This window comes from Microbacterium amylolyticum (assembly GCF_011046975.1).
In the GTDB taxonomy this organism is placed as follows: Bacteria; Actinomycetota; Actinomycetes; order Actinomycetales; family Microbacteriaceae; genus Microbacterium; species Microbacterium amylolyticum.
Window position 1 is genome coordinate 2,288,151 of the sequence record NZ_CP049253.1, and the last position, 21,949, is coordinate 2,310,099.

Annotated in this window: 23 protein-coding genes; 19 read left to right on the forward strand and 4 right to left on the reverse strand. The window is 65.0% G+C overall.

The window, feature by feature from the left end; all coding sequences use genetic code 11:
* Nucleotides 1-27: 27 nt before the first annotated feature.
* Both epsC and cysK read right to left on the reverse strand, forming a co-directional pair.
* Nucleotides 28-591, reverse strand: coding sequence for a serine O-acetyltransferase EpsC (gene epsC / locus G6N81_RS11025; protein ID WP_165136870.1), 564 nt, complete (start codon nucleotides 589-591; stop codon nucleotides 28-30).
* A gap of 13 nt (nucleotides 592-604) precedes the next feature.
* Entirely contained in the window at nucleotides 605-1,543 is a 939-nt protein-coding gene (gene cysK, locus G6N81_RS11030) for a cysteine synthase A (RefSeq protein ID WP_165136873.1), read from the reverse strand.
* A 133-nt stretch (nucleotides 1,544-1,676) separates the two neighbouring features.
* Here cysK and prmC point away from each other — a divergent pair, with 133 nt between their 5' ends.
* The 16 genes from prmC to G6N81_RS11110 all read left to right on the forward strand — a co-directional run bounded on the left by prmC (nucleotide 1,677) and on the right by G6N81_RS11110 (nucleotide 17,464).
* The gene (gene prmC, locus G6N81_RS11035; protein ID WP_165136876.1) at nucleotides 1,677-2,555 is read left to right on the forward strand and encodes a peptide chain release factor N(5)-glutamine methyltransferase; all 879 of its coding nucleotides are present in this window, start codon (nucleotides 1,677-1,679) and stop codon (nucleotides 2,553-2,555) included.
* Nucleotides 2,556-2,642: 87 nt separating this feature from the next.
* Entirely contained in the window at nucleotides 2,643-3,329 is a 687-nt protein-coding gene (locus G6N81_RS11040) for an L-threonylcarbamoyladenylate synthase (protein ID WP_165137911.1), read from the forward strand.
* Nucleotides 3,326-4,513 (forward strand): MraY family glycosyltransferase, encoded by a 1,188-nt coding sequence (locus G6N81_RS11045; protein ID WP_165136879.1) that lies wholly within the window; start codon nucleotides 3,326-3,328, stop codon nucleotides 4,511-4,513. Before G6N81_RS11040 ends, G6N81_RS11045 begins: the two co-directional genes overlap by 4 nt.
* Nucleotides 4,514-5,005, forward strand: a complete 492-nt coding sequence (locus G6N81_RS11050; protein WP_165136882.1) for a Cg1360 family ATP-synthase-associated protein — start codon at nucleotides 4,514-4,516, stop codon at nucleotides 5,003-5,005. It abuts the gene before it with no gap.
* Between the two features lie 180 nt (nucleotides 5,006-5,185).
* A complete protein-coding gene (atpB, locus tag G6N81_RS11055) occupies nucleotides 5,186-5,974 on the forward strand; it encodes a F0F1 ATP synthase subunit A (protein ID WP_165136885.1) in 789 nt (262 codons plus the stop codon).
* A gap of 44 nt (nucleotides 5,975-6,018) precedes the next feature.
* Nucleotides 6,019-6,252 carry an ATP synthase F0 subunit C gene (gene atpE / locus G6N81_RS11060; RefSeq protein WP_165136888.1) on the forward strand — a complete coding sequence of 78 codons (234 nt, stop codon included), beginning with the start codon at nucleotides 6,019-6,021 and terminating at the stop codon, nucleotides 6,250-6,252.
* 34 nt (nucleotides 6,253-6,286) lie between these two features.
* Nucleotides 6,287-6,835, forward strand: a complete 549-nt coding sequence (locus G6N81_RS11065; RefSeq protein ID WP_165136891.1) for a F0F1 ATP synthase subunit B — start codon at nucleotides 6,287-6,289, stop codon at nucleotides 6,833-6,835.
* Complete coding sequence (locus tag G6N81_RS11070) at nucleotides 6,835-7,617, forward strand: F0F1 ATP synthase subunit delta (protein ID WP_165136894.1); 783 nt, start codon at nucleotides 6,835-6,837, stop codon at nucleotides 7,615-7,617. Before G6N81_RS11065 ends, G6N81_RS11070 begins: the two co-directional genes overlap by 1 nt.
* Nucleotides 7,618-7,672: 55 nt before the next feature.
* Nucleotides 7,673-9,316: a F0F1 ATP synthase subunit alpha gene (gene atpA / locus G6N81_RS11075; protein WP_165136897.1), complete on the forward strand. Its 1,644-nt coding sequence runs from the start codon at nucleotides 7,673-7,675 to the stop codon at nucleotides 9,314-9,316.
* Nucleotides 9,317-9,337: 21 nt separating this feature from the next.
* A complete protein-coding gene (locus G6N81_RS11080) occupies nucleotides 9,338-10,240 on the forward strand; it encodes a F0F1 ATP synthase subunit gamma (protein WP_165136900.1) in 903 nt (300 codons plus the stop codon).
* Between the two features lie 26 nt (nucleotides 10,241-10,266).
* Entirely contained in the window at nucleotides 10,267-11,709 is a 1,443-nt protein-coding gene (atpD, locus tag G6N81_RS11085) for a F0F1 ATP synthase subunit beta (RefSeq protein WP_165136903.1), read from the forward strand.
* A 2-nt stretch (nucleotides 11,710-11,711) separates the two neighbouring features.
* Entirely contained in the window at nucleotides 11,712-11,975 is a 264-nt protein-coding gene (locus G6N81_RS11090) for a F0F1 ATP synthase subunit epsilon (protein WP_165136906.1), read from the forward strand.
* Nucleotides 11,976-12,052: 77 nt separating this feature from the next.
* Nucleotides 12,053-12,811: a YaaA family protein gene (locus tag G6N81_RS11095; RefSeq protein ID WP_165136909.1), complete on the forward strand. Its 759-nt coding sequence runs from the start codon at nucleotides 12,053-12,055 to the stop codon at nucleotides 12,809-12,811.
* 26 nt (nucleotides 12,812-12,837) lie between these two features.
* Nucleotides 12,838-13,641, forward strand: coding sequence for a large exoprotein (locus G6N81_RS12600; protein ID WP_206527871.1), 804 nt, complete (start codon nucleotides 12,838-12,840; stop codon nucleotides 13,639-13,641).
* A gap of 118 nt (nucleotides 13,642-13,759) precedes the next feature.
* A complete protein-coding gene (locus tag G6N81_RS11105; RefSeq protein ID WP_241244970.1) occupies nucleotides 13,760-14,569 on the forward strand; it encodes a PP2C family protein-serine/threonine phosphatase in 810 nt (269 codons plus the stop codon).
* Between the two features lie 87 nt (nucleotides 14,570-14,656).
* Nucleotides 14,657-17,464 carry an FtsK/SpoIIIE domain-containing protein gene (locus G6N81_RS11110; RefSeq protein WP_165136912.1) on the forward strand — a complete coding sequence of 936 codons (2,808 nt, stop codon included), beginning with the start codon at nucleotides 14,657-14,659 and terminating at the stop codon, nucleotides 17,462-17,464.
* A 7-nt stretch (nucleotides 17,465-17,471) separates the two neighbouring features.
* Here G6N81_RS11110 and G6N81_RS11115 read toward each other — a convergent pair whose 3' ends face one another.
* Nucleotides 17,472-17,933: an OsmC family protein gene (locus G6N81_RS11115; RefSeq protein WP_165136917.1), complete on the reverse strand. Its 462-nt coding sequence runs from the start codon at nucleotides 17,931-17,933 to the stop codon at nucleotides 17,472-17,474.
* A gap of 33 nt (nucleotides 17,934-17,966) precedes the next feature.
* Here G6N81_RS11115 and G6N81_RS11120 point away from each other — a divergent pair, with 33 nt between their 5' ends.
* A complete protein-coding gene (locus tag G6N81_RS11120; protein WP_165136920.1) occupies nucleotides 17,967-18,965 on the forward strand; it encodes an asparaginase in 999 nt (332 codons plus the stop codon).
* Nucleotides 18,966-18,973: 8 nt separating this feature from the next.
* Here G6N81_RS11120 and G6N81_RS11125 read toward each other — a convergent pair whose 3' ends face one another.
* Nucleotides 18,974-19,726, reverse strand: a complete 753-nt coding sequence (locus tag G6N81_RS11125) for a lysophospholipid acyltransferase family protein (protein ID WP_241244971.1) — start codon at nucleotides 19,724-19,726, stop codon at nucleotides 18,974-18,976.
* 162 nt (nucleotides 19,727-19,888) lie between these two features.
* Between G6N81_RS11125 and G6N81_RS11130 the strand changes: the two genes are divergently transcribed.
* Nucleotides 19,889-20,851 (forward strand): FKBP-type peptidyl-prolyl cis-trans isomerase, encoded by a 963-nt coding sequence (locus tag G6N81_RS11130; RefSeq protein ID WP_165136926.1) that lies wholly within the window; start codon nucleotides 19,889-19,891, stop codon nucleotides 20,849-20,851.
* Nucleotides 20,852-20,859: 8 nt separating this feature from the next.
* Nucleotides 20,860-21,945, forward strand: a complete 1,086-nt coding sequence (dxr, locus tag G6N81_RS11135) for a 1-deoxy-D-xylulose-5-phosphate reductoisomerase (RefSeq protein ID WP_165137913.1) — start codon at nucleotides 20,860-20,862, stop codon at nucleotides 21,943-21,945.
* The last annotated feature ends 4 nt before the right edge of the window (nucleotides 21,946-21,949 follow it).

Sequence of the window (21,949 nt, forward strand, 5' to 3'; positions counted from 1 at the left end):
CGTTCCGGGCCCCCACCGCGCGAACCGTCAGATCTGGTATTCGGGGGCCGAGAGAATCGGCTTGATGTCCTCGCCAGACTGACGTGCTCGGGCCTTCGCGGGCACGCCAATGAGGATGCTGTCGGCCGGGGCAGACTTTGTGACGACGGCGTTCGCTCCGACGGCACTGCGCGCGCCGACCGTGACCGGGCCGAGGATTTTCGCGCCCGATCCGACCACGACGCCGTCCTCGAGCGTCGGGTGCCGCTTGCCCTTGTTGAGCGACGTGCCGCCGAGCGTCACCTGGTGATACAGCATGACGTCGTCGCCGACCTCCGCCGTTTCGCCGATGACGACCCCCATGCCGTGGTCGATGAAGAACCGTCGGCCGATCGTCGCACCGGGGTGAATCTCGATTCCCGTGAGTGCACGGGCGATCTGCGAGCCAAGTCGAGCGAGGAAGAATAACCGCTTTCCCCAGAGCGCATGGTTGAGGCGATGCAGCCAAATGGCGTGCAGACCGGGGTACAGGAGGGCGATGGAGACAGCGCCGCGCGCCGCAGGGTCCCTGCGGCGCGCGGCGGCGATGTCCTCACGAATGTGGAGACGCATGGCGGTGATGACCTTAGTCGTCGAGGAGGTGCTCCCAGAGAGCGGTGGAGATGTAGCGCTCGCCCGTGTCGGGGACGATGACGACGACGTTCTTGCCGGCGTACTCGGGGCGCTTGGCAACCTCGATGGCCGCCCACACAGCCGCACCGGAGGAGATACCGGCGAGGATGCCGTCCTTCGACGCGAGATCGCGGGCCGTCTCGAGCGACTTGTCGAGAGGTGCGGTGATGATCTCGTCAATCACACTGCGGTCAAGGATGCCCGGGACGAAGTTCGCACCAATGCCCTGGATCTTGTGGGGGCCGGCCTTGCCCTCGCTGAGGAGGGGGGAGTCGGAGGGCTCAACGGCGACGATCTTCGCGCCGGGGACCTGCTCCTTGAGGATCTGGCCGACACCGGAGATGGTGCCGCCCGTTCCGATACCCGCGACGAAAACGTCGACCTGGCCGTCGGTGTCGGCGATGATTTCACGCGCCGTGGTCTCGCGGTGGATCTTGACGTTCGCCTCGTTCTCGAACTGGCGAGCGAGAACAGCGCCCGGAGTCTCCGAGACGATGCGCTTTGCCTCTTCGACGGCGCCGTTCATTCCCTTGGAGGGATCGGTGAGCACGAGCTCTGCGCCGAATGCGCGCAGCAGAACGCGACGCTCCTTCGACATCGAGGACGGCATCGTCAGGATCACCTTGTAGCCGCGGGCCGCGCCGACGAGGGCAAGCGCGATACCGGTGTTGCCCGACGTGCCCTCGACGATGGTGCCGCCAGCCGGAAGCTGACCGGATGCCTCGGCGGCGTCGACGATCGCGATACCGATGCGGTCCTTGACGCTTGAACCGGGGTTGAAGGCCTCGAGCTTGGCGAGAACGTTCGCGCCGGCACCCTCGGCCACGCGGTTGAGCTTGACGAGCGGCGTCTTGCCGAATGCGCTCGTGATGTCGGAATGGATCACAGCCATGGGATGCCTTTCGGGGAATGGATTCGCCCGAGGAAATCTCGGACCGTCGCCGTCAGCCTAGGGGCGATTGCGTTGGTGAGGGCAGAGATGTGACGGAGCATTTCATCGGATCACCCACATAGGCTCGTTTCTCGTGTCATCTGATTCCGAGGTTCCCGTTCGCGATGCGCTCCGCGGCGCGGTTTCCGCGCTCGACCAGGCGGGCGTTCCCGCGGCTCACGTCGACGCCGAACTTTTGCTTGCGTGGGCGATTGGCTCCGATGTCTCGCGCGGCGAAGTGCAGGCTGCCGCGATTCGCGGCGACAACCTCAGCGCCGAGCAACATGCCCTGCTTCGGGAAGCGATCGTCCGGCGCTCCTCACGCGAACCGCTCCAACACATCACGGGAACGGCGCCCTTTCGGCGCATGACGCTGGACGTCGGCCCCGGAGTATTCGTGCCGCGTCCCGAAACGGAGATGGTGGCCCAACTCGCGATCGATGCTTTGGCTGCCACCGCGGACCCGGAGCCGGTGGCAGTTGATCTGGGAACGGGAAGCGGAGCGATCGCGCTGGCGATGGCGACGGAGGTTCCGCATGCCCGCGTACACGCCGTGGAACGGTCCGACGAGGCCATCGCATGGACCCGTCGCAACGTGGCCCGCATTGCGCCTCACATTGATCTTCGTCACGGCGACCTCGCCGATGCGTTCGATGATCTTGTTGGCACGGTTTCCGTTGTTGCGTCGAATCCGCCGTATGTTCCCGACGAAGCCATCCCGCGCGATGACGAAGTTCGTCTCTACGATCCGGCCGCGGCGCTGTATGGGGGAGTGGACGGGCTGGACGTTGTGCGTATCATCAGCCGCGTCGGCCTGCGACTTGCGCGCCAGGGCGGTGCGATCGTCCTGGAGCACGGTGAGCGGCAGGGCCAGCAGATCCGGGAGATCCTCACCTCGGACGGCTGGCAGGCGGCGGCAACGCACCGCGATCTGACGTCTCGGGATCGCGCCACAACAGCACTTCGCCCGTAGCCAGCGCGGCGCATCTCGGGGCGGAAATGCCCGCTCCCACCGCGCTCCGTGAGAACGTTCGTGACCCCCCACTAGAATCGAGGCGTGATGTCCCCCGTCTTCGACTGCCGTGACCGCGAGCAGATGCTCGCCGGTATGCGCCAGGCCCGTCAGGCGATCGCACGCGGCGAGGTCATTGTCCTGCCAACAGACACCGTGTACGGCGTCGCCGCAGACGCCTTCAGCCACGATGCCGTTCGCGGCCTCCTCACCGTCAAGGGCCGCTCGCGCCAGCAGCCGCCTCCCGTTCTCGTCGGGTCAGCCCAGGCATTGCCGGCTCTCGTCGAACAGGTGCCCGAGGCCGTTGAACGCCTCGTCGAACGGTTCTGGCCCGGCGCTCTGACGATTGTGTTGCCCGCACAGCCGGCCCTGACCTGGGATCTCGGCGAAACACGGGGAACGGTGGCCGTTCGTCAGCCGGACCACCCGATCACGTTGGAACTCCTTGCCGAGACGGGTCCACTCGCCGTTTCGAGCGCGAATCTCACGGGGAAGCCCGCCGCGACCGACGCATCGTCGGCGCGCCGGATGCTCGGAGATTCCGTTTCCCTCTATTTGGAGGACGGCCCTGTAAAGACCGGCGTTGCGTCGACCATCATCGATGCAACGTCGCTCGTCCCGGGGCGGGGTGAACCGGCGGTACGTGTTTTGCGGCTCGGTGCGATCAGCCGTGGCGAGTTGCGGGAGGTGCTCGGCGATCTTCTCGAGGACGATCCAGAAGAGGCGACGCCGTGAAGCTCTATGTGCTGATGATCCTCGTGACGGCGGTGACAACCTTCGTCCTGTCGTGGCTCATCTGGCGCCTCGCGCTCCGCTTCAAACTGCACCCGCCCGTTCGTGATCGCGATGTCCATACGCGTCCGACCCCGCGGCTCGGCGGAATCGCGATGTTCCTCGGCATTCTCACCGCCTTTCTCGCCTCGAGATCGTTCGACTTCTTCAGCATCTTCTGGGTCGATGAACGCGTCGTCTGGTCTGTTCTCGCCGCAACGCTTCTGATCGCGCTTGTCGGCATAGCCGACGATCTGTGGGACCTGGACTGGATGCTGAAGCTCGGCGCCCAGTTCTTAGCCGCGGGAATTGTCGCCATCGCGGGCGGCCTGCAGATTTATGCCCTTCCCATCGGTGGCATCGCCATCTGGTCGGGCTGGGTGAGCATCATCCTCACGATGTTTTCGATCGTGATCGTGATGAACGCGGTCAACTTCATCGATGGTCTCGATGGTCTCGTTGCCGGCGTGTGCCTGATCACCAACGGTGTCTTCTTCGTCTACACCTACATCCTTGTCCGGGACGCCGGAGCCGCGAGTTACTCGAACCTCGCCACCTTCATCGCGGCGACGATTATCGGCGCGTGTCTCGGGTTCCTCCCGATTAACTGGAACCCCGCGAAGATGTTCATGGGTGATACCGGCGCGCTTGTCATCGGATTGCTCATGGCAACTAGCGGCATCGCCATCACGGGGCAGCTTCCGCCCGCGGCGCTCGATCCCGATGTCACGGGGCGATCCCAGATGCTCGGAACACTGCTTCCGATTTTGCTTCCGCTGATCGTCGTCATGCTGCCGTTGCTGGATTTCGGGCTGGCTGTGATCCGGCGCATGAGCCGCGGACAATCGCCCTTCTCGCCCGACCGCGAGCATCTGCATCACCGCATGCTCGACATGGGGCACTCGGACAGAGATGCGACACTGATCTTCTACGCGTGGACGGCGATCGCATCGCTCACTGTCTTGCTCATGTACCTCTTCACGGGGGCGAACTGGTTCGGCGAACACTGGTTCGGCGAGTATTGGCTCGCCGTGGGATTCGGCATTGTCGGCGTCGCCGCCTGCCTCGTCCTCACTCTCGTCCCGTCACACCACCCGGCACGTCGCGCCGAAACCGGCGCCGAGTCCACACAGCCTCAGGAGACCTAAATGGCCCCCTCGCCCGTGTCCAGCAACCCGATTATGCGCAACGTCCTCGTTTGGAGCGCTGTTGCCTGCGGCATCGTCCTTGTCGGAGCAGCCATTATCGGCATGATGATCGCGGGCGAAAACGGCATGTGGAGCGGCATCGTCGGCAGCGTGATCGGCTTTCTCTTTCCCGCGCTGACGGCCGCATCGATTCTCGTCGCGAACCGGTGGTTCGGAACGCCGAGCTACCCCGTGATCTTCTTCGGCTCGTTCATGGGCGTCTTCCTCGTGAAGATCATCGTTTTCATCGTCGCGCTCAACCTCGTCTTCGGTCTCGACTGGGTCGTTCGGGGCGTGCTGTACGCCGCGCTCGTGATCACCGCAGTGGCATCGCTTGTCGTTGACGTGCTCGTGATCGCCAAGATGCGCATTCCCGCCGTAAGCGATGTCACGCTTCCCGGTGACGACGAGACCGACGAGCCGCGGGGCGACGGCAAGGTCTCCAATCGCTGACGCGACTTCTACAACGTGTCAAAACCACCCTCCCATCTTTGGTAGGGTTATCGAGGTCCTGCGGAAGGTGCGCGGCACACAGGTGCGCCGATACCCCACAGTGACTGCTCTCACGACAACCCACCCACGTAGGCGAAAGTCTGCGCGAGAAGCTGGAGCCACGAGTTGACTCAGGCGAGCATGATCGCACCGATGGCCGATGAGGTCGAGTTCCATCCGCCGTCGATCGGGGACTTCTTCCCTGGGGCACTGCTTTTCGAAGGGACGCCGTTCGAGTTCACGCGAATTCACCTCGCGCAGCTCATCGCAACGACCGTTCTGGTCCTGATCCTCGTCCTCGCAACGCGCAACCTCAAGGTTGTTCCGGGACGAGGCCAGCAGATCATCGAGTTCCTGTTCGGATTCGTTCGGGAACAGATCGCGATCCAGGTCATCGGCGAGAAGGACGGCAAGCGCTTCGTCCCGATTCTTACGTCGTTGTTCCTCGGAATTCTGGCGTTCAACATGATGGGCTTCGTCCCCGGCATTAACATCGCGCCGACGAGCGTCATCGGTATCACGATCGTCCTCGCTGTCATCGCCTACGTGACCTTCATCTACGCGGGCATCAAGCGCCACGGCGTCGGCCGCTTCATGAAGAACTCGCTGGTCCCCAGCGGAACGCCTGTGGTGCTGTCGCCGCTGATCGCGGTCATCGAGTTCATCTCGACGTTCGTGTTCCGACCCGTCTCGCTGACACTGCGTCTCGTGATGAACATGCTGGTCGGCCACCTGCTGTTGGTGCTGCTGTTCGCCGCAACACACTTCTTCCTGCTGAGCTTCAACGCGCTGACGGCACTGTCGCCTGTCACGCTCGGCCTCTCCATCGTCTTCATTCTGTACAAGATTTTCGTCGCCGCCCTTCAGGCGTACGTTTTCACGATCCTCACCGCGGTCTATATCCAGCTCGCGGTCGCGGAAGAGCACTGACGAACAGCTGACCGGCTGTTCGCCCTACGAAAGGAAACAATCCAGTGGACGCTACGACGGTTCTCGCGGAGATCACCGGCAACATCGCGACCATCGGCTACGGTATTGCCGCGCTCGGCCCGGCAATTGGTCTGGCCATCGTCGTCGGCAAGACGATCGAGTCGACGGCACGCCAGCCTGAGCTCGCCGGTCGCCTTCAGACACTGATGTTCATCGGTGTCGCCTTCATCGAGATTCTTGCCTTCATCGGCATCGCAACGCCGTTCATCTTCGGCTGATCGACTGCCCGTTCCTACCGAGTAAGGAGACAGGATGCTGAACGCTCTTGTCACTGTCGCGGCCGAAGAGGATTACAACCCCCTCCTGCCCGCGGACTACGACATCATCTGGTCTGCGATTTCTCTCGCGATCATCATCGTCGTCGTGGTCTTCGTGGCGCTGCCGCGCCTGAACAAGGTGCTCGACAAGCGTTCGGCCGCCATCGAGGGCAACATCGAGAAGGCCGACGAGGCTCAGCGCGAAGCCGAAGCGATGCTCGCCGAGTACACGCAGCAGCTTGCTGATGCCCGCAAGGAAGCCGGAGAGATCCGCGAGCATGCTCGTGCCGAAGGCAAGCAGATCGTCGTCGAGGCCAAGGCAACCGCCGCGGCTGAGGCGGAGCGTATCGCTGCCTCCGCGCACCTGCAGATCGAGGCCGAGCGCCAGCAGGCGATGGTCTCGCTGCGCAGCGACGTCGGATCCCTCGCTCTCGACCTGGCTGGCAACGTCATTGGCGAGAAGATGACGGACGACGCTCACGCACAGAGCGTGGTCGACCGCTTCCTCGCTGATCTCGAAGCATCCGAGAAGGCGGCGAAGTAATGGGAAGCGCGACCACTCAGGCACGTGAGGTGGGCGCCGCGGCACTCGCCTCTGCCACGGTCGACCTCGACACGGCTCGCGAACTGTTCGCGGCTGCGCGTGCCACAGGCGACTCGCAGGCGCTGAGCGGCGCGCTCGCCGACAAGGCTGCCGACCCCGCTGCGCGAGCAGCGCTCGTCGCCACCGTGTTTGCATCGCTTTCGCCGGTAACGCGTGAGCTGCTGACAACGATCGCTGCGCAGCGCTGGTCTTCGGCTGCCGACCTCACGGACGGCATCGAAGAACTGGCAATTCGCGCAACGGCGAAAGCTGAGGTTGCCGACGTCGAGGGCGAGCTCTTCCAGGTCACGCGAGTGATCTCGCAGAACCCCGACCTCGAACTCACGCTGGGATCGCACCTGGGTGATCAGTCGAAGAAGGCGGAGCTGCTTCGCCAGATTCTCGGTACGCACGTCGGTGCCGGCGCCTTGCTTATCGCCACCTCGATCGTTGAGCAGGCAGGCAAGCGTCGCGTGCGGCGCGCCTTCCAGCGCGCGATCGCTCTCGTCGCTGCTCAGCGCGCTCAGCAGGTCGCAACCGTCTACACCGCGACACGGCTGACGCCGGCGCAGCGCGACCGCCTCGCGGCGTCGCTCGCGCGAACGTATGGCTCCGCAGTATCGATCAACGAGGTCGTTGACCCCGCTGTCGTCGGCGGAATCCGCGTTCAGATCGCGGACGACGTGATCGACGGCAGTATCTCGACCCGCCTCGGAGAACTCCGCTCGAGGCTCGCAGGCTGAACGTCTCCCGCAGGGGAGACATCCGGGCCCTCGGCCCGTACAACGAAGGAAGACAATGGCAGACATCACCATCAGCCCCGACGTCATCCGTGACGCGCTGAAGGACTTCGTCTCCGCCTACGAGCCCACCGGTTCTGGCGCGAACGAGGTCGGCACCGTCTCGGACGCCGCCGACGGCATCGCCCACGTCGAGGGTCTCCCCGGCGTGATGGCGAACGAGCTCATCCGCTTTGCGGACGGCACGCTCGGCCTCGCGCAGAACCTCGACGAGCACTCGATCGGTGCCCTCGTCCTGGGCGAGTTCACAGGCATCGAAGAGGGCCAGCAGGTCACCCGCACCGGCAAGGTTCTCTCGGTCCCAGTCGGCGAGGGCTACCTCGGCCGCGTCATCGACCCGCTCGGCACGCCCATTGACGGTCTCGGCGAGATCGCCGGCATCGAAGGCGACCGTGAGCTCGAGCTCCAGGCCGCTGGTGTCATGGACCGCAAGAGCGTCCACGAGCCCATGCAGACCGGCATCAAGGCCATCGACGCGATGATCCCGATCGGCCGCGGTCAGCGTCAGCTGATCATCGGTGACCGCCAGACGGGTAAGACGGCGATCGCGATCGACACGATCATCAACCAGAAGGCCAACTGGGAGTCGGGCGACACGTCGAAGCAGGTTCGCTGCATCTACGTCGCCATCGGCCAGAAGGGCTCGACGATCGCCTCCGTCAAGGGCGCGCTCGAAGACGCCGGAGCCATGGAGTACACGACGATCGTCGCCGCTCCGGCCTCGGACCCCGCTGGTTTCAAGTACCTCGCTCCGTTCACCGGTTCGGCCATCGGCCAGCACTGGATGTACCAGGGCAAGCACGTCCTCATCGTCTTCGATGACCTGTCGAAGCAGGCTGAGGCCTACCGTGCCGTTTCGCTTCTGCTGCGTCGTCCGCCGGGCCGCGAGGCATACCCCGGTGACGTCTTCTACCTGCACTCGCGTCTGCTCGAGCGTTGCGCGAAGCTGTCCGACGAGCTCGGCGCCGGTTCGATGACGGGTCTTCCCATCATCGAGACCAAGGCCAACGACGTCTCGGCGTACATCCCCACCAACGTGATCTCGATCACCGACGGCCAGATCTTCCTGCAGTCCGACCTCTTCAACGCCAACCAGCGTCCCGCGGTCGACGTGGGTATCTCGGTTTCGCGTGTCGGTGGCGACGCGCAGCTGAAGAACATCAAGAAGGTCTCCGGAACGCTCAAGCTCGAGCTCGCGCAGTACCGCTCGCTCGAGGCCTTCGCCATGTTCGCCTCCGACCTCGACGCCGCATCGCGTCGTCAGCTCGCTCGCGGTGCGCGCCTGATGGAGCTGCTCAAGCAGCCCCAGTTCTCGCCGTACCCCGTTGAAGAGCAGGTCGTTTCGATCTGGGCCGGCACCAAGGGCAAGCTCGACACGGTTCCCGTTGAGGATGTTCTCCGCTTCGAGCGCGAGCTGATCGATTACCTTCGTCGCAACACGACGGTTCTCGACAAGCTGCGCGAGACGGGCAAGCTGGAAGACGACGTTCTCGCCGAGATGGAAAAGGGGACCGACGCGTTCGCCCTCGAGTTCCAGCCCGGCGACGGTGCATCGCTGACGGGCCCCGGCTCGGAGGAGCACGAGGCAGCCGACAAGGCGGACATTGGCCAGGAGAAGATCGTCAAGGGCCGCACGGCGTAACGCCCGCGAGGATCACGCATCATGGGCGCACAACTCCGGGAGTACAAGCAGAGGATTTCCTCTGCTCAGACGACCAAGAAGATCACGAAGGCGATGGAGCTCATCGCGGCTTCGCGCATTCAGAAGGCGATGGCGCGTGTTCGCGCGTCGTCGCCCTTCTCCCGCGCGGTGACGCGAGCAGTTTCCGCCGTCGCGACCTACACCGACATCGACCACCCGCTGACGCGCGAGTCCGAAAACGCTACGCGTGCCGCAGTTCTGCTCCTCACGAGCGACCGCGGTCTCGCCGGTGCCTTCAACTCGCAGGTCATCAAGGAGGCCCTCGCGCTTGCTGAGCTGCTCCGCAGCGAAGGCAAAGAGGTCGTCTTCTACCTGTTCGGCCGCAAGGCGGTGGGCTACTTCCAGTTCCGCCGCATGGTGGCCGTGCAGGAGTGGACGGGCGACGCCGATACTCCCTCCTTCGATAACGCGAAGGAGATCGCGGACGCGCTGATCGAGGCGTACGAAACGGATGCGGAAGAAGGAGGCGTGGATGAGCTCCACGTCGTCTACAACCGCTTCGTCAGCATGATGACGCAGGTGCCGGAAACGGTTCGCCTGTTGCCGCTCGAAGTTGTTGATGCACCAGCCGCGGGCGAGGGCGAGGCTCCGGCCGAGCTCTTCCCGCTGTACAACTTCGAGCCCGAGGCGACGGATGTTCTTGACGCGCTTCTGCCGGTGTACATCCAGAGCCGCATCTTCAATGCGCTTCTGCAGTCCGCCGCCGCAAAGCAGGCCGCAACGCAGAAGGCAATGAAGTCGGCCTCGGACAACGCCGAGAAACTCATCATCGACTACACCCGCTTGCGCAACAACGCGCGTCAGGCGGAGATCACGCAGCAGATCGCCGAGATCGTCGGCGGCGCGGACGCGCTGGCGTCCTAGGACCCCCAGGAAAGAGACGAAAGACAATGACAACCACGGTTGACACCAGCACCGCGGTCGTCGGGCGCGTCGCCCGAGTCACGGGCCCCGTCGTCGACATCGAGTTCCCCCACGACTCGCTGCCCGACGTATACAGCGCGCTGAAGACGACGATCACCATCGGCGAGAACTCGACCGAGATCACGCTCGAAGTCGCTCAGCACCTGGGCGACGACCTGATTCGCGCGATCTCTCTGAAGCCGACCGACGGCATGGTCCGCGGTCAGGAAGTTCGTGACACCGGCAAGCCGATTTCGGTTCCCGTCGGAGATGTCACAAAGGGCAAGGTCTTCAACGTGACGGGCGACGTTCTGAACGTCGACGCCGACTCGTTTGAGGTCACCGAGCGCTGGCCGATCCACCGCAAGGCTCCGGCCTTCGACCAGCTCGAGTCCAAGACCCAGATGTTCGAAACGGGCATCAAGTCGATCGACCTCCTCACCCCGTACGTTCAGGGTGGAAAGATCGGCCTCTTCGGTGGTGCGGGCGTCGGCAAGACGGTCCTCATCCAGGAGATGATCACCCGTGTTGCGCAGGACCACGGTGGTGTGTCCGTCTTCGCCGGCGTCGGCGAGCGTACGCGTGAAGGTAACGACCTCATCTGGGAGATGGACGAGGCCGGCGTTCTGGACAAGACGGCCCTTGTGTTCGGTCAGATGGACGAGCCGCCGGGAACGCGTCTGCGCGTCGCCCTCTCGGCTCTGACGATGGCCGAGTACTTCCGTGACGTTCAGAAGCAGGACGTTCTCCTCTTCATCGACAACATCTTCCGCTTCACGCAGGCCGGTTCCGAGGTGTCGACCCTTCTGGGCCGCATGCCTTCTGCCGTGGGTTACCAGCCCAACCTGGCCGACGAGATGGGTATCCTCCAGGAGCGCATCACGTCGACACGAGGCAACTCGATTACGTCGATGCAGGCGATCTACGTCCCCGCCGACGACTACACCGACCCGGCTCCTGCCACCACGTTCGCGCACCTCGACGCAACGACGGAGCTGTCGCGTGAGATCGCATCGAAGGGTCTCTACCCCGCGATCGACCCGCTCACCTCCACCAGCCGCATCATGGACCCCCGCTACCTCGGCGAGGACCACTACCGCGTCGCAACGAGCGTGAAGCAGATCCTGCAGAAGAACAAGGAACTGCAGGAGATCATCGCGATCCTCGGTGTCGACGAGCTCTCGGAAGAGGACAAGATTGTCGTCTCCCGTGCGCGCCGCATTCAGCAGTTCCTGTCGCAGAACACCTACACGGCCGTGAAGTTCACGGGTGTTGAGGGGTCGACGGTTCCGCTGAAGGAGACGGTTGAGTCGTTCGACGCGATCGTCAAGGGCGAGATGGACCACGTTGCGGAGCAGGCGTTCTTCAACGTCGGTGGCCTCAACGATGTTCTGGCCAACTGGGACAAGATCCAGAAGGAGAACGCCTGATCATGGCGCTCAAGGTCAACCTGGTGTCGGCTGCGGCCGAGGTCTGGTCGGGCGAGGCCACTCTGGTCGTCGCCAAGACGCCCGAGGGCGAGATCGGCTTCATGAAGGGTCACGAGCCGATGCTCGCGATCCTCGCCGAGGGCCAGGTCCGCATCACGCAGGCCGATGGCTCGAAGGTGATCGCCGACGCTCGCGACGGCTTCATCTCGATGGAGCTGGGTGACGAGTTGAACATCGTGGCAGGTAACGCGCAGCTCACTGCGTAACTGTTCCGCCGCTCGCGACGGGGCGTGGATCTTCGGATCTGCGCCCCGTCGTCGTGTCTACGAAAAGAAGGAATGCGATGATCGTGCTGCTTCCGCCATCGGAAACGAAACGTCCTGGCGGATCGGGGGCTCCTCTGGAGCTGTCGTCCCTCGCCCTCCCGGAGCTGCGCGATGCGCGACAGGCGGCGGTCGATGCCCTCGTCGCGCTGTCGGCACACCCCGATGAGGCGGCGCGCGTTTTGAAGCTGTCTGATCGTCAGCGCGGTGAGATCGCCGTGAACGCCGGCGTCTACGACTCCGGGACCATGGCGGCGATCGACCGATTCACGGGCGTTCTCTTCGACGCGCTCGACGCCTCGTCGCTGGACACGGGCGCTCGCGAATGGCTGGGAAAGCACGCCTTCGTGCAGACCGCGCTTCTGGGCCCTGTCGCCGCGGACGACCTTATTCCTGCGTTTCGGTTGTCGGGCGGCGGACGCCTCCCCGGCCTGCCCGCGCTGAAGCGCCACTGGGCGGAAGCGACGACGTCCGCGTGGGCGAGCGCTGAGGTGGGGTTGGTCGTTGATCTTCGCTCCGAGGTGTATCGAGCGCTGGGGCCCGTTCCGGAGAATTCCGCGCAGACATATGTTCGAGTCGTTGCGGAAACGGGGGATGGCTCGGTGCGGGCGCTGAACCACTTCAACAAGAAGACGAAGGGCCTGCTGGTGCGCGCACTGGCGCAGGCATCCGTCGTGGCGGAGTCGGTCGACGCGCTCCGCGCCGCCGCGAGCGAGGTTGGTTTCGAGATGCGGCACGGCGACGTCCCGGGTGAGACGTTGCTTGTCGCCAGCGAGTGAATTCGCCACTCGCGAGGCGGGGAACTATGAACGGCCGCCTGGAGTCGCTACTCTGGGGCCATTGGGCGGCATCTGTCGCCGCAACATTTCCTGGGGAGGACATCATGCTTTTGGAACCACTCGCGATGTATTTCGAGCCGATCGGCGGATACGGGTACGGATACGGCGCCGCCTTCGGCGCATGGATCGGCGCGTTGATTCTTACGTCGCTCCTGCCCGTCATCATCATGTACGTGCTGTGGTCGCTTTTCGCGATGAAGCTGTTCGAAAAGGCCGGCGTCCAGGGCAAGTGGCGTGCGTGGGTTCCCGTTTACAGCCAGATGGTGTTCTACAAGCTGGGTGACATCAACCCCTGGCTCATTCTCATCATCGGTATCCCAAGCGCCGTTCTGCTCGTGATCTGGATCGGATCGCTCGGCTTCATCGCCCTGAGCATCCTGACGATCATGGCGATTGTCCGGATCAGCCAGCGCGCAAAGGGCGAAGCAGCCTGGGTGGCGCTCCCGGGTGGTCTTCCGGGGCTCGGAACGATCGTGTGGCTGGGCATCATGGCGTTCACGAAGACGCCGTGGAAGGCCGACCTTGAGCCTGCCGCGTGGTCGCAGACCTTCCTTGCCGACAAGACGCAGTGGGAGGGCGTTCCCTCCTACGCCGCCGGTGCGACGCAGGCCGGTGGCTACCCGCAGCAGCCTGGCGGCTACACGCCGCCGCCCGCGCCTCCGGCTCCTCCCGCAGGTGGTCCGACGCCTCCTCCCGCAGGTGGTCCGACGCCTCCTCCCGCTGGTGGACCAGCGGTGCCCCCGGCGCCGCCCACACCTCCGCAGGTCTGATTCTGCGACCCGGCCCCGCCCGAGCAATGTGCTCGGGCGGGGCCGGGTGCGCGAGCCCGGATAGACTGTTACCGACACGCGCCGACGACCCGGCGCGCACCGGCCCGAAAGGCGTTCCGTGTCCGACACCACTTCTGCCGCACCTCAGCGACCCGAGACGCTCAGCCAGGAGATCACCCTGCCGGACGCTGGTCGCCTCACCCTCCGGTGGGCGGGCGCGACGGACGCGGGCCGTAAGCGGGAAAACAACCAGGACAGCTTCCTGACCACCCCGCCGCTTTTCGTCGTTGCCGATGGCATGGGCGGCCATGTCGGTGGCGAGATCGCGAGTCAGAGCGTTGTTGCCCGCCTGCATGAAACGGCGGAAACGGGTCGGATCTCTCCGGAAGAGATCGATCGTGCGCTCGCACTGGCCGTACAGGACATTTCCGACCACCCCGACACAACGGATGAGGGAACGGGCACGACCCTCACGGGCGTCTACCTCGACCAGACGGTAGACACCGCAACGGTCGTCGCTCTGAACATCGGTGACTCGCGAGTCTATTTGCAGCGCGGCGATCAGCTCATGCAGGTAACAACCGATCACTCCCTCGTTCAGGAACTGGTGCAGTCAGGCCGCCTCAGCGAAGAGGAAGCGGAAACGCACCCCTACAGCAACGTGATCACCCGGGCGGTTGGTCCGAGCGAAGCGGTGTCTCCTGACTACGTTCGCATCGACATCTTGCCGGGCGACCGCTACGTCATCTGCTCGGATGGGCTCACAAAAGAGCTCACCGACTACGGCATCCTGCACTTCCTGCATGAGAACTCGGATCCCGCCGATGCGGTTGTCGGCATGATGAAGGCCGCGCTCGATAACGGCGGTCGAGACAACGTCACGATCATCGTGCTCGATATCCTCGGTCAGCCCGAGACCGCGGAGTAGGTACTCCTCAGGCGCGATCTTTTCGCGTTTTCCACCGATCCGGGCTCTTCGCGTGATGTGACAGAGCGCGCGCGGTTGTATGGGCGCATGACGACCCTGCCCGATGCGCCGCGCCGCATATCGCAGCCGATCGACCTGCCCGATCTTCCGGAGCCGCCAGGGCGGCGGCCCTTCCCGATTCTCGCGTCCCTCGTTCCGGTGGTCGGTGCGGTTGTGATGTGGCGGTTGACAGGGTCGATCTTCATGCTGTGGTTCGCGGCACTCGGACCGTTCATGGCGATCGCGTCTCTCGCCGACGGCGCGCGCAGCGCTGCGCGGGAGCGTAAAAGAGCGCAGCGCGCATTGGGCGAAGCCTGTGACGCCGCCGAGGAAGAAATCGCGCGTCGCCATGATGACGAACGGGCTCTGCGACGGGCCGCATCGCCCGACGTCGTTCGTACGATTCGCAGCGATGGGTGGGTGTGGCGCCGGCCCGGTCAGGCCGTCGTGGGAACAGGGACCGCCCTCAGCGCCGTCCGCGTGAGCGGCGGCGAGGGAGACAGGGTCGAGGCCCTGCGGACGAGAGCGGAGGCACTGGAAAATGCACCGGTGACGGTGCCCTGGCAGAGCGGTGTGTGCGTGCGCGGACCCGAGATCACCGCGCGAGCAGTTGCTCGTGCTCTCGCCTTACAGGTGCTGTTGCGGACGCCACCGCGGGAGGTGCGCGTGATCGGCGATCCACTCGCGGAAGGATGGGCAAAGAACCTGCCGCATGTTGCTGCCGAGAACGAAACCGTGAGCCTGGCGCTGATCCGCGCGGATGAGCCCGTTCCAGTTGGCGCGAGTGCCGTCATCGCCGTTGCGGGCCAGGGCGACCCGATTCCCCATGAGTGCGCGGCGCTGATTGAGATCGACGAGGGCCTGCGCGGACGGCTCATTGCGGACACCGGTGACGTATCTCTCGACCTCGAGGCCATCTCTGTCGGCCAAGCGCACGCGATCGCCGCGACGATGGCTGGTCGTGCGGGCGTGCGTGACGAAACCCTCCCACCGGGCCCCGTCCCTCTGGCGAACGTTCTCGAGCGCGATCAGCACGATGCCGACCGTGCGCCCGCGGGCCTCCGCGCCGTTATCGGCCTGGGGCCTCACACGGGCGAGAACGACCCGCCTGTTGTCGACGTTGACCTCGTCGCGGACGGGCCTCACGCCGTTGTCGTCGGAACGACGGGCGCAGGAAAAAGCGAGTTGCTCACAACATGGATCACGGCACTTGCGGCGTCAGCTGGACCGGGCGAGGTGGTGTTCCTGTTGGGCGATTTCAAGGGAGGAACCGCGTTCGAACACCTGCGTATGCTGCCCCATGTCACGGGAATCATGACGGACCTTGACGGAGGAGGCGCACTGCGAGCCGTTGAGGGGCTGCGCGCAGAAATCCGTCGCCGCGAGCTCGTTATTGCGGCTGCCGGTGCCCGCGATATCGGCGACCCGCGCGTACGAATGGCGCGACTTGTCATTGTGATCGACGAGTTCGCGGCGCTTCTGCAGGAGCACCCCGATTTGCACGCCGTGTTCACCGACGTCGCTGCGCGAGGGCGCGGACTCGGTATGCACCTTGTGCTCGGGACGCAGCGGGCATCCGGGATCCTGCGGGATGCTCTTGTCGCGAACAGCCCGCTTCGTATCGCGCTGCGCGTTGCCGAGACGTCTGAGAGCTCCCAGCTCATCGGGGCTGACGTGGCCGCGAAGATCCCGGGAGATGCCGCGCACCGCGGAGTCGGCTATGTCAAGCGCGCGGGAGATACCGCTGCTCATATCGCTCGTTTCGCGCTGACCCGCGCCGACGACGTGCGGCGAGCTGCCGAAGCGCACGGAGACGCCGAGACGGCGGACGGGCCGCTTCTCGCGCCACTGCCTGCGAGGTGGCAACCGAGCACCGATGCACAACACGACGTGATGGCTCTCGGTATCGCCGACGATCCCGCAACACAAAGCCAGCCGCATGTGACCCTGCGACCGGGCGTCGACAGGGGGCTGCTCGTCATCGGTGGCGCGGGAACGGGGAAAACGACAACGGCGCGGTGGATTGCTGACCAGGCCCGGCGTGGGGGCCACGATGTGGTCGAGGTTCCGCGCGACACAGAAGGGGCATGGGACGCACTCGAACGGGCGGAGTCACGCCCTCCGGCCCTGTTCATCGCGGACGATGCGGATGCGCTTCTGGCCCGGTTTCCCACCGAACACGCTCAGGCGGCGGGCGACAGGCTCGAGGCGATTGTACGAGACGGGGGGATCACGGGAACGACCGTAATCCTCACGGTTGCGCGTCTCACGGGCGGCGCGTCGAAGGTGGCAGATCTGTTGCCGCGGCGCGCGGTTCTTGCTCTGCCAACAGCCTCCGACCACACGGCGTCCGGGGCTCCGCGCGACCTGTTCGATCCGAAACGTCCGCCAGGGCGCGCGGTGATCGATGGCCTCAATGTGCAACTGGCGATGGGGGAAGAGCCGTCTCCTCAGGATTCCGAATCGCTGGGGGAGGTGTGGCGTCCCACCGCGCCGATCTCCGGGTTGGTCGTTCGCGCGGCCGCGCGGAGATCACAGGCGCTGCGCACGGGGTGGGGCACAGGAGTGAGCGTTGTCGTCGTCGACGATCTGCCACCGGGAACAACGCTCGCTCAGGTTGAACAAGAACACGAGGGCCCCATCGTTCTTGCGGGGGACGGCGACGCGTGGCAGCGCGCGTACGCGCTTCTCCAGCAGGTGAGATCGGTGGGCGACATGGTTGTCGCCGCAGATTGCGCAAACGAGCTCAGAACGCTTGTCGGCGAGCGTGACCTGCCACCATACGCGCGGCCGCGCGCCTCACGAGCATGGTTCGTTTCCGGCGGGGCTCCGCCTCGCCGTATTGTCCTGCCGTGATGCCGGGCTACGCCGTAATGGTGGGTTCCACGCGGATCTCGAAATTGACGCTGTTCGCGATAAAGCACCACTCGTGCGCATCGTGGTGGGCGGCCATCGCTTCTTCGATCATGCCCTCGTCGGCAACGCGCACCTGGGGGCGCAGAATGACGCTCCGGAACCGCCCGCCGTTGCCGCTGATTTCCATTTCGCCCTCGGCATGATCGGTGTACTCGGTCACAACGACCGAGCGGGTCACACAGGCATGGAGATAGCTGAGGAGGTGGCATTCGCTGAGCGCGGACATCAGGAAGTCCTCGGGGTTCCAGCGCGCGGGGTCGCCCCGGAACGGTCGGTCGGCCGAGGCCAGAATGTCGGGCTTTCCCTCCACCTGAACGGTCACATCGCGTGCGTACTCGCGATAGCCGGAGGTGCCTGAACCGTGGTTGCCCGTCCACTCGGTTGTGACGGCGTAGCGGTGGATGCTCATGAACGTCACGGTACGCGGCTCTACGATGGGCCAGTGACATTTGCCGAGACTTTCCCCGCTCCCGCCGGAGCTGAGCTCGCCGTCGTCGAACGCGGCGGCTTCGTCGAATCACGCCACATCGGCTCAGCAGTCGTGCTCAGCCCGGACGGAGAGGTGATCGCCTCCCACGGCGACCCGTCCGCGCTGATCCTGCCGCGTTCCTCGCTGAAACCGCTTCAGGCCGTCGCCTCGGTCACCGCCGGAGCTGCCCTGACGGGCGAGTATCTCGCGCTCTCGACCGCGAGCCACAACGGAACAGACCGCCACGCGAATGCTGTACGCGGAATGCTGGCTGACATCGGGCTCAGCGAGGACGACCTGCGGTGTCCGCCCTCATGGCCGAGTGACAGCGCGACGCGCCACGAGATGGTGCGCGACCGTGCTGAGCAGGCGCGAATTCGCCATAACTGCTCCGGGAAGCACGCAGCCATGCTGACGGCATGCCGGGTCAACGGCTGGGACACGGAAAGCTACCTTGATTCCGCCCACCCCTTGCAGACCCACATGGTCGAGGTCATCGAGCGGCTGACGGGAGAGAAGATCCGCGGCACCGTCGTTGACGGCTGCGGCGCCCCGGTTCACGCGATGAGCCTTGCCGCGCTCGCACGAGGCATTCACCGCATCGCCCAGGGCTCCGAATCGTCGCCTTTTGCCATGCACCGCGTCGGAGCCGCCCTCGTGCGGGCCGTTCGGGATCACGGATGGGCCGTCGAGGGACCCGGGGGCGATGACACGGCGTCGATCGAACGCTTCGGTGTGTTCTCGAAGAAGGGCGCGGAGGGCGTTCAGGTCATGGTCGCGCCCTCCGGCACAACCGTCGCGTTGAAGATGTTGGACGGTTCGAACCGTGCCGGATCCCTGGTGGCTTTGGCCCTGCTGGCACGCGCCGGATCACTCGAAGTGCAGGATGTCGCGCGTGCGGCAGCTCAGCGACCCGGCCTGCGCGTCCTCGGTGGCGGCGAGCCGGTGGGGATCATCCGCGCCTCGGTGTAGTCCCGCGACTATTTCCGCTCATGGGGGAGAGCGCGCTTGATCTTCTCCATGGCACCCTGTGCGGCGGGCTCGTTATACGTTCCCGCGAGTTCCTGGCCAGACAGAGCGTGAATCGCGGCCATGATCTCGTCGGTGGCAGCACGGCGGGCCTTGCCGCTGGTTGCGGGGCCGTGGGCAGACAGATCGAGGGGGGCGCCGAACTTCACGTCGACGCGCTGACGGAACGACGGCATCTTCTTTCCGACCGGCATGACCTTGTCCGTTCCGATCAGTCCGATCGGAACGACGGGTGCGCCGGTTTCGAGAGCGAGATAGGCGATACCCGTTCGTCCCTTGTACAGGCGTCCGTCGCGAGAGCGGGTTCCTTCTGGGTGCAGCGCCACTGCCGCTCCTGAGTCCAGGATCTCGCGCTGGCGATCGAGTGCTTCCATGGCAGCCTGCCCGGCTCCGCGACGCACCGGAACGGCGCCGATGGCGGTGAAGAACTGCTTGGACAGCCAGCCGCTGAAGCCGGATCCCTCGAAGTACTCGGACTTGGCGAGGAAGTGCACGGGGCGGGGAGCAGCGGCGATCGGAATGGCAAACGAGTCGATGACCGACAGGTGGTTGCTCGCGAAGATCACGGGCCCCTCGGGCGGAATGAGCTCTTTACCTTCGACGCGCGGGCGGTAAACGGCGCGTGCGATCGGCGCGAGTAGCATGCGGCCGAGGTTATACACCGGGCTCGGCTTGTGCGGGCGATCCGGGGCGGAATCGGTCATCGTTCCAGGATACGTGGATTGCATGCCGTGACGGGAATCCAGGGGTGGCGAGACGGATTTCCCCCGGTTTCCTTCAACGATCTTCACCCTGATCAGCGCATGCATAGCGGAATGCGCCAAGATGGGTGTCGAACCGTTCCGTGTGAAACCCGAGGTATTGCCGTGCGCCGTCGCTCTCTCGCGATCTTGTCCACCACCGCCATCGCGACTCTCGCCCTTGCGGGGTGTGGAAGTGCTGATGAGCCCGAAGCGGATCCCGGTACAACCGAGGCGCCCACGAACCTGTGCGAGGCCGCGGCGTCCGAAGGTGACGCAACCGACGCTCTCGAGATCACGGGCGAGTTCGGCGAGGCCCCAGAGGTCTCGTTCGACGCTCCGCTGGAGTTCGACGACTTCGAGCGCGTTGTCGTGACCGAGGGGTCCGGAGACGAGCTTGAGGCCGGCCAGTACTTCACCTTCGGGGCCACCATCGTCAACGCCGAAACGGGCAACGTCGAAGCGACGCAGGGATACGAAGAGGGCACGGCCCTTCCCGCTGTTGCGGATATCGCCAATGTGCTCGGCATTGGGATGGGGTGTGCAACGCCAGGGACCCGCGTTGCGTTCACGGTTCCCGGTCAGACGGCCGAGGGCGGATCGACTCCTGGTCTGATCTACGTCGTCGACTACTACGCCGTTGCGCAGACCGCCGCATGGGGCGAGACGCAGGACGTTCCGGATGGCTTCCCCGAGGTGGAGCTCGAGGAGGGCGGCGAGCCCATCGTGACGATCCCGGACGATTTCGACATCCCGGAAACAACGGAAATCGCCACACGTGAGCTCGGCGACGGGGCGACTGTCGGCCTGGGCGATGTTGTTTTCGTTCAGTACCGCGGCGTGAAGGCGTCCGACGGCGAAGAGTTCGACTCCAGCTGGTCGCGAGGCGAGCCGACGTCGTTCTCGACGGACGCTGTTATCGAAGGCTTCACCAAGGCGCTCGTTGGGCAGACGGTCGGCTCGCAGGTCATCGCGGTGATCCCCGCGGAAGAGGCATACGGCACGGAGCTAGGAACGCATGACCTCGCGGGTGAAGACCTCGTCTTCGTCATCGACATCCTCGATTCAATGAGCGCACCGGGAGCCTGATCAGCATGATGCGCAGGGTCATCGTTCTGGGCTCGGGCGGATCGATCGGCACACAGGCGCTCGACGTTATTCGTCGCAACCGTGACCGCTTTGAGCTGGTTGGCCTCGCAACGGGAACGCAGCGCGATGTGCTGGCACAACAGGCTGAAGAATTCGGCGTTGAACACACGGCGATCGGTGCGGAGGAAGCGGCGCAGCTCGTCGCGGACGTCGACGCCGATGTCGTTCTCAACGGCATCACCGGTTCTGTGGGTCTCGGCCCGACGCTCGCGGCGCTGAAGGCCGGACGAACGCTCGCGCTCGCCAACAAGGAGTCGCTCATCGTCGGCGGCGATCTCGTGAAGCGCCTGGCGGCGCCGGGGCAGATCGTTCCGGTGGATTCCGAACACTCGGCGATCGCGCAGGCGCTCCGGGCGGGAACGGCGAGCGAGGTTCGCCGGCTGGTTGTCACGGCCTCTGGTGGCCCCTTCCGCGGAATGACGCGCACACAACTCGCGGACGTCACGCCGGAACAGGCGCTTGCGCACCCCAATTTCGCGATGGGGCGGGTGATCACCACCAACTCGGCCAGTCTCGTCAACAAGGGCCTCGAGGTCATCGAAGCGCACCTGTTGTTCGATGTTCCGTACTCGGCGATCGACGTCGTTGTTCACCCGCAGCAGATGATCCATTCGATGGTCGAGTTCCGTGACGGATCGACGATCGCCCAGGCCGGTCCTCCGCGCATGCTCGTTCCGATCGCACTGGGCCTGTCATGGCCCGATCGGCTTGACGATGTGGACGTCCCGATCGATTGGACGTCCGCGCAGTCGTGGGATTTTCTTCCTCTCGACGACACCGCGTTCCCGTCCGTGCGCTTGGCGCGCCAGGTCGGCGAAGCGGGGCGCACGTTCCCGGCCGTCTACAACGCAGCCAATGAACAGGCTGTCGAAGCGTTCCATGAGGGGCGGATCTCGTTCGTTGACATCGTCGACACGATTTCGGCCGTTGTCGACGCACACGACGCTCCCGCTCAGCTGACGATCGCGTCACTGGCGGACGCAGAGGCATGGGCGCGCCGGACGGCGGATCAGCGTATCCACGGCACCCGCTGACAGA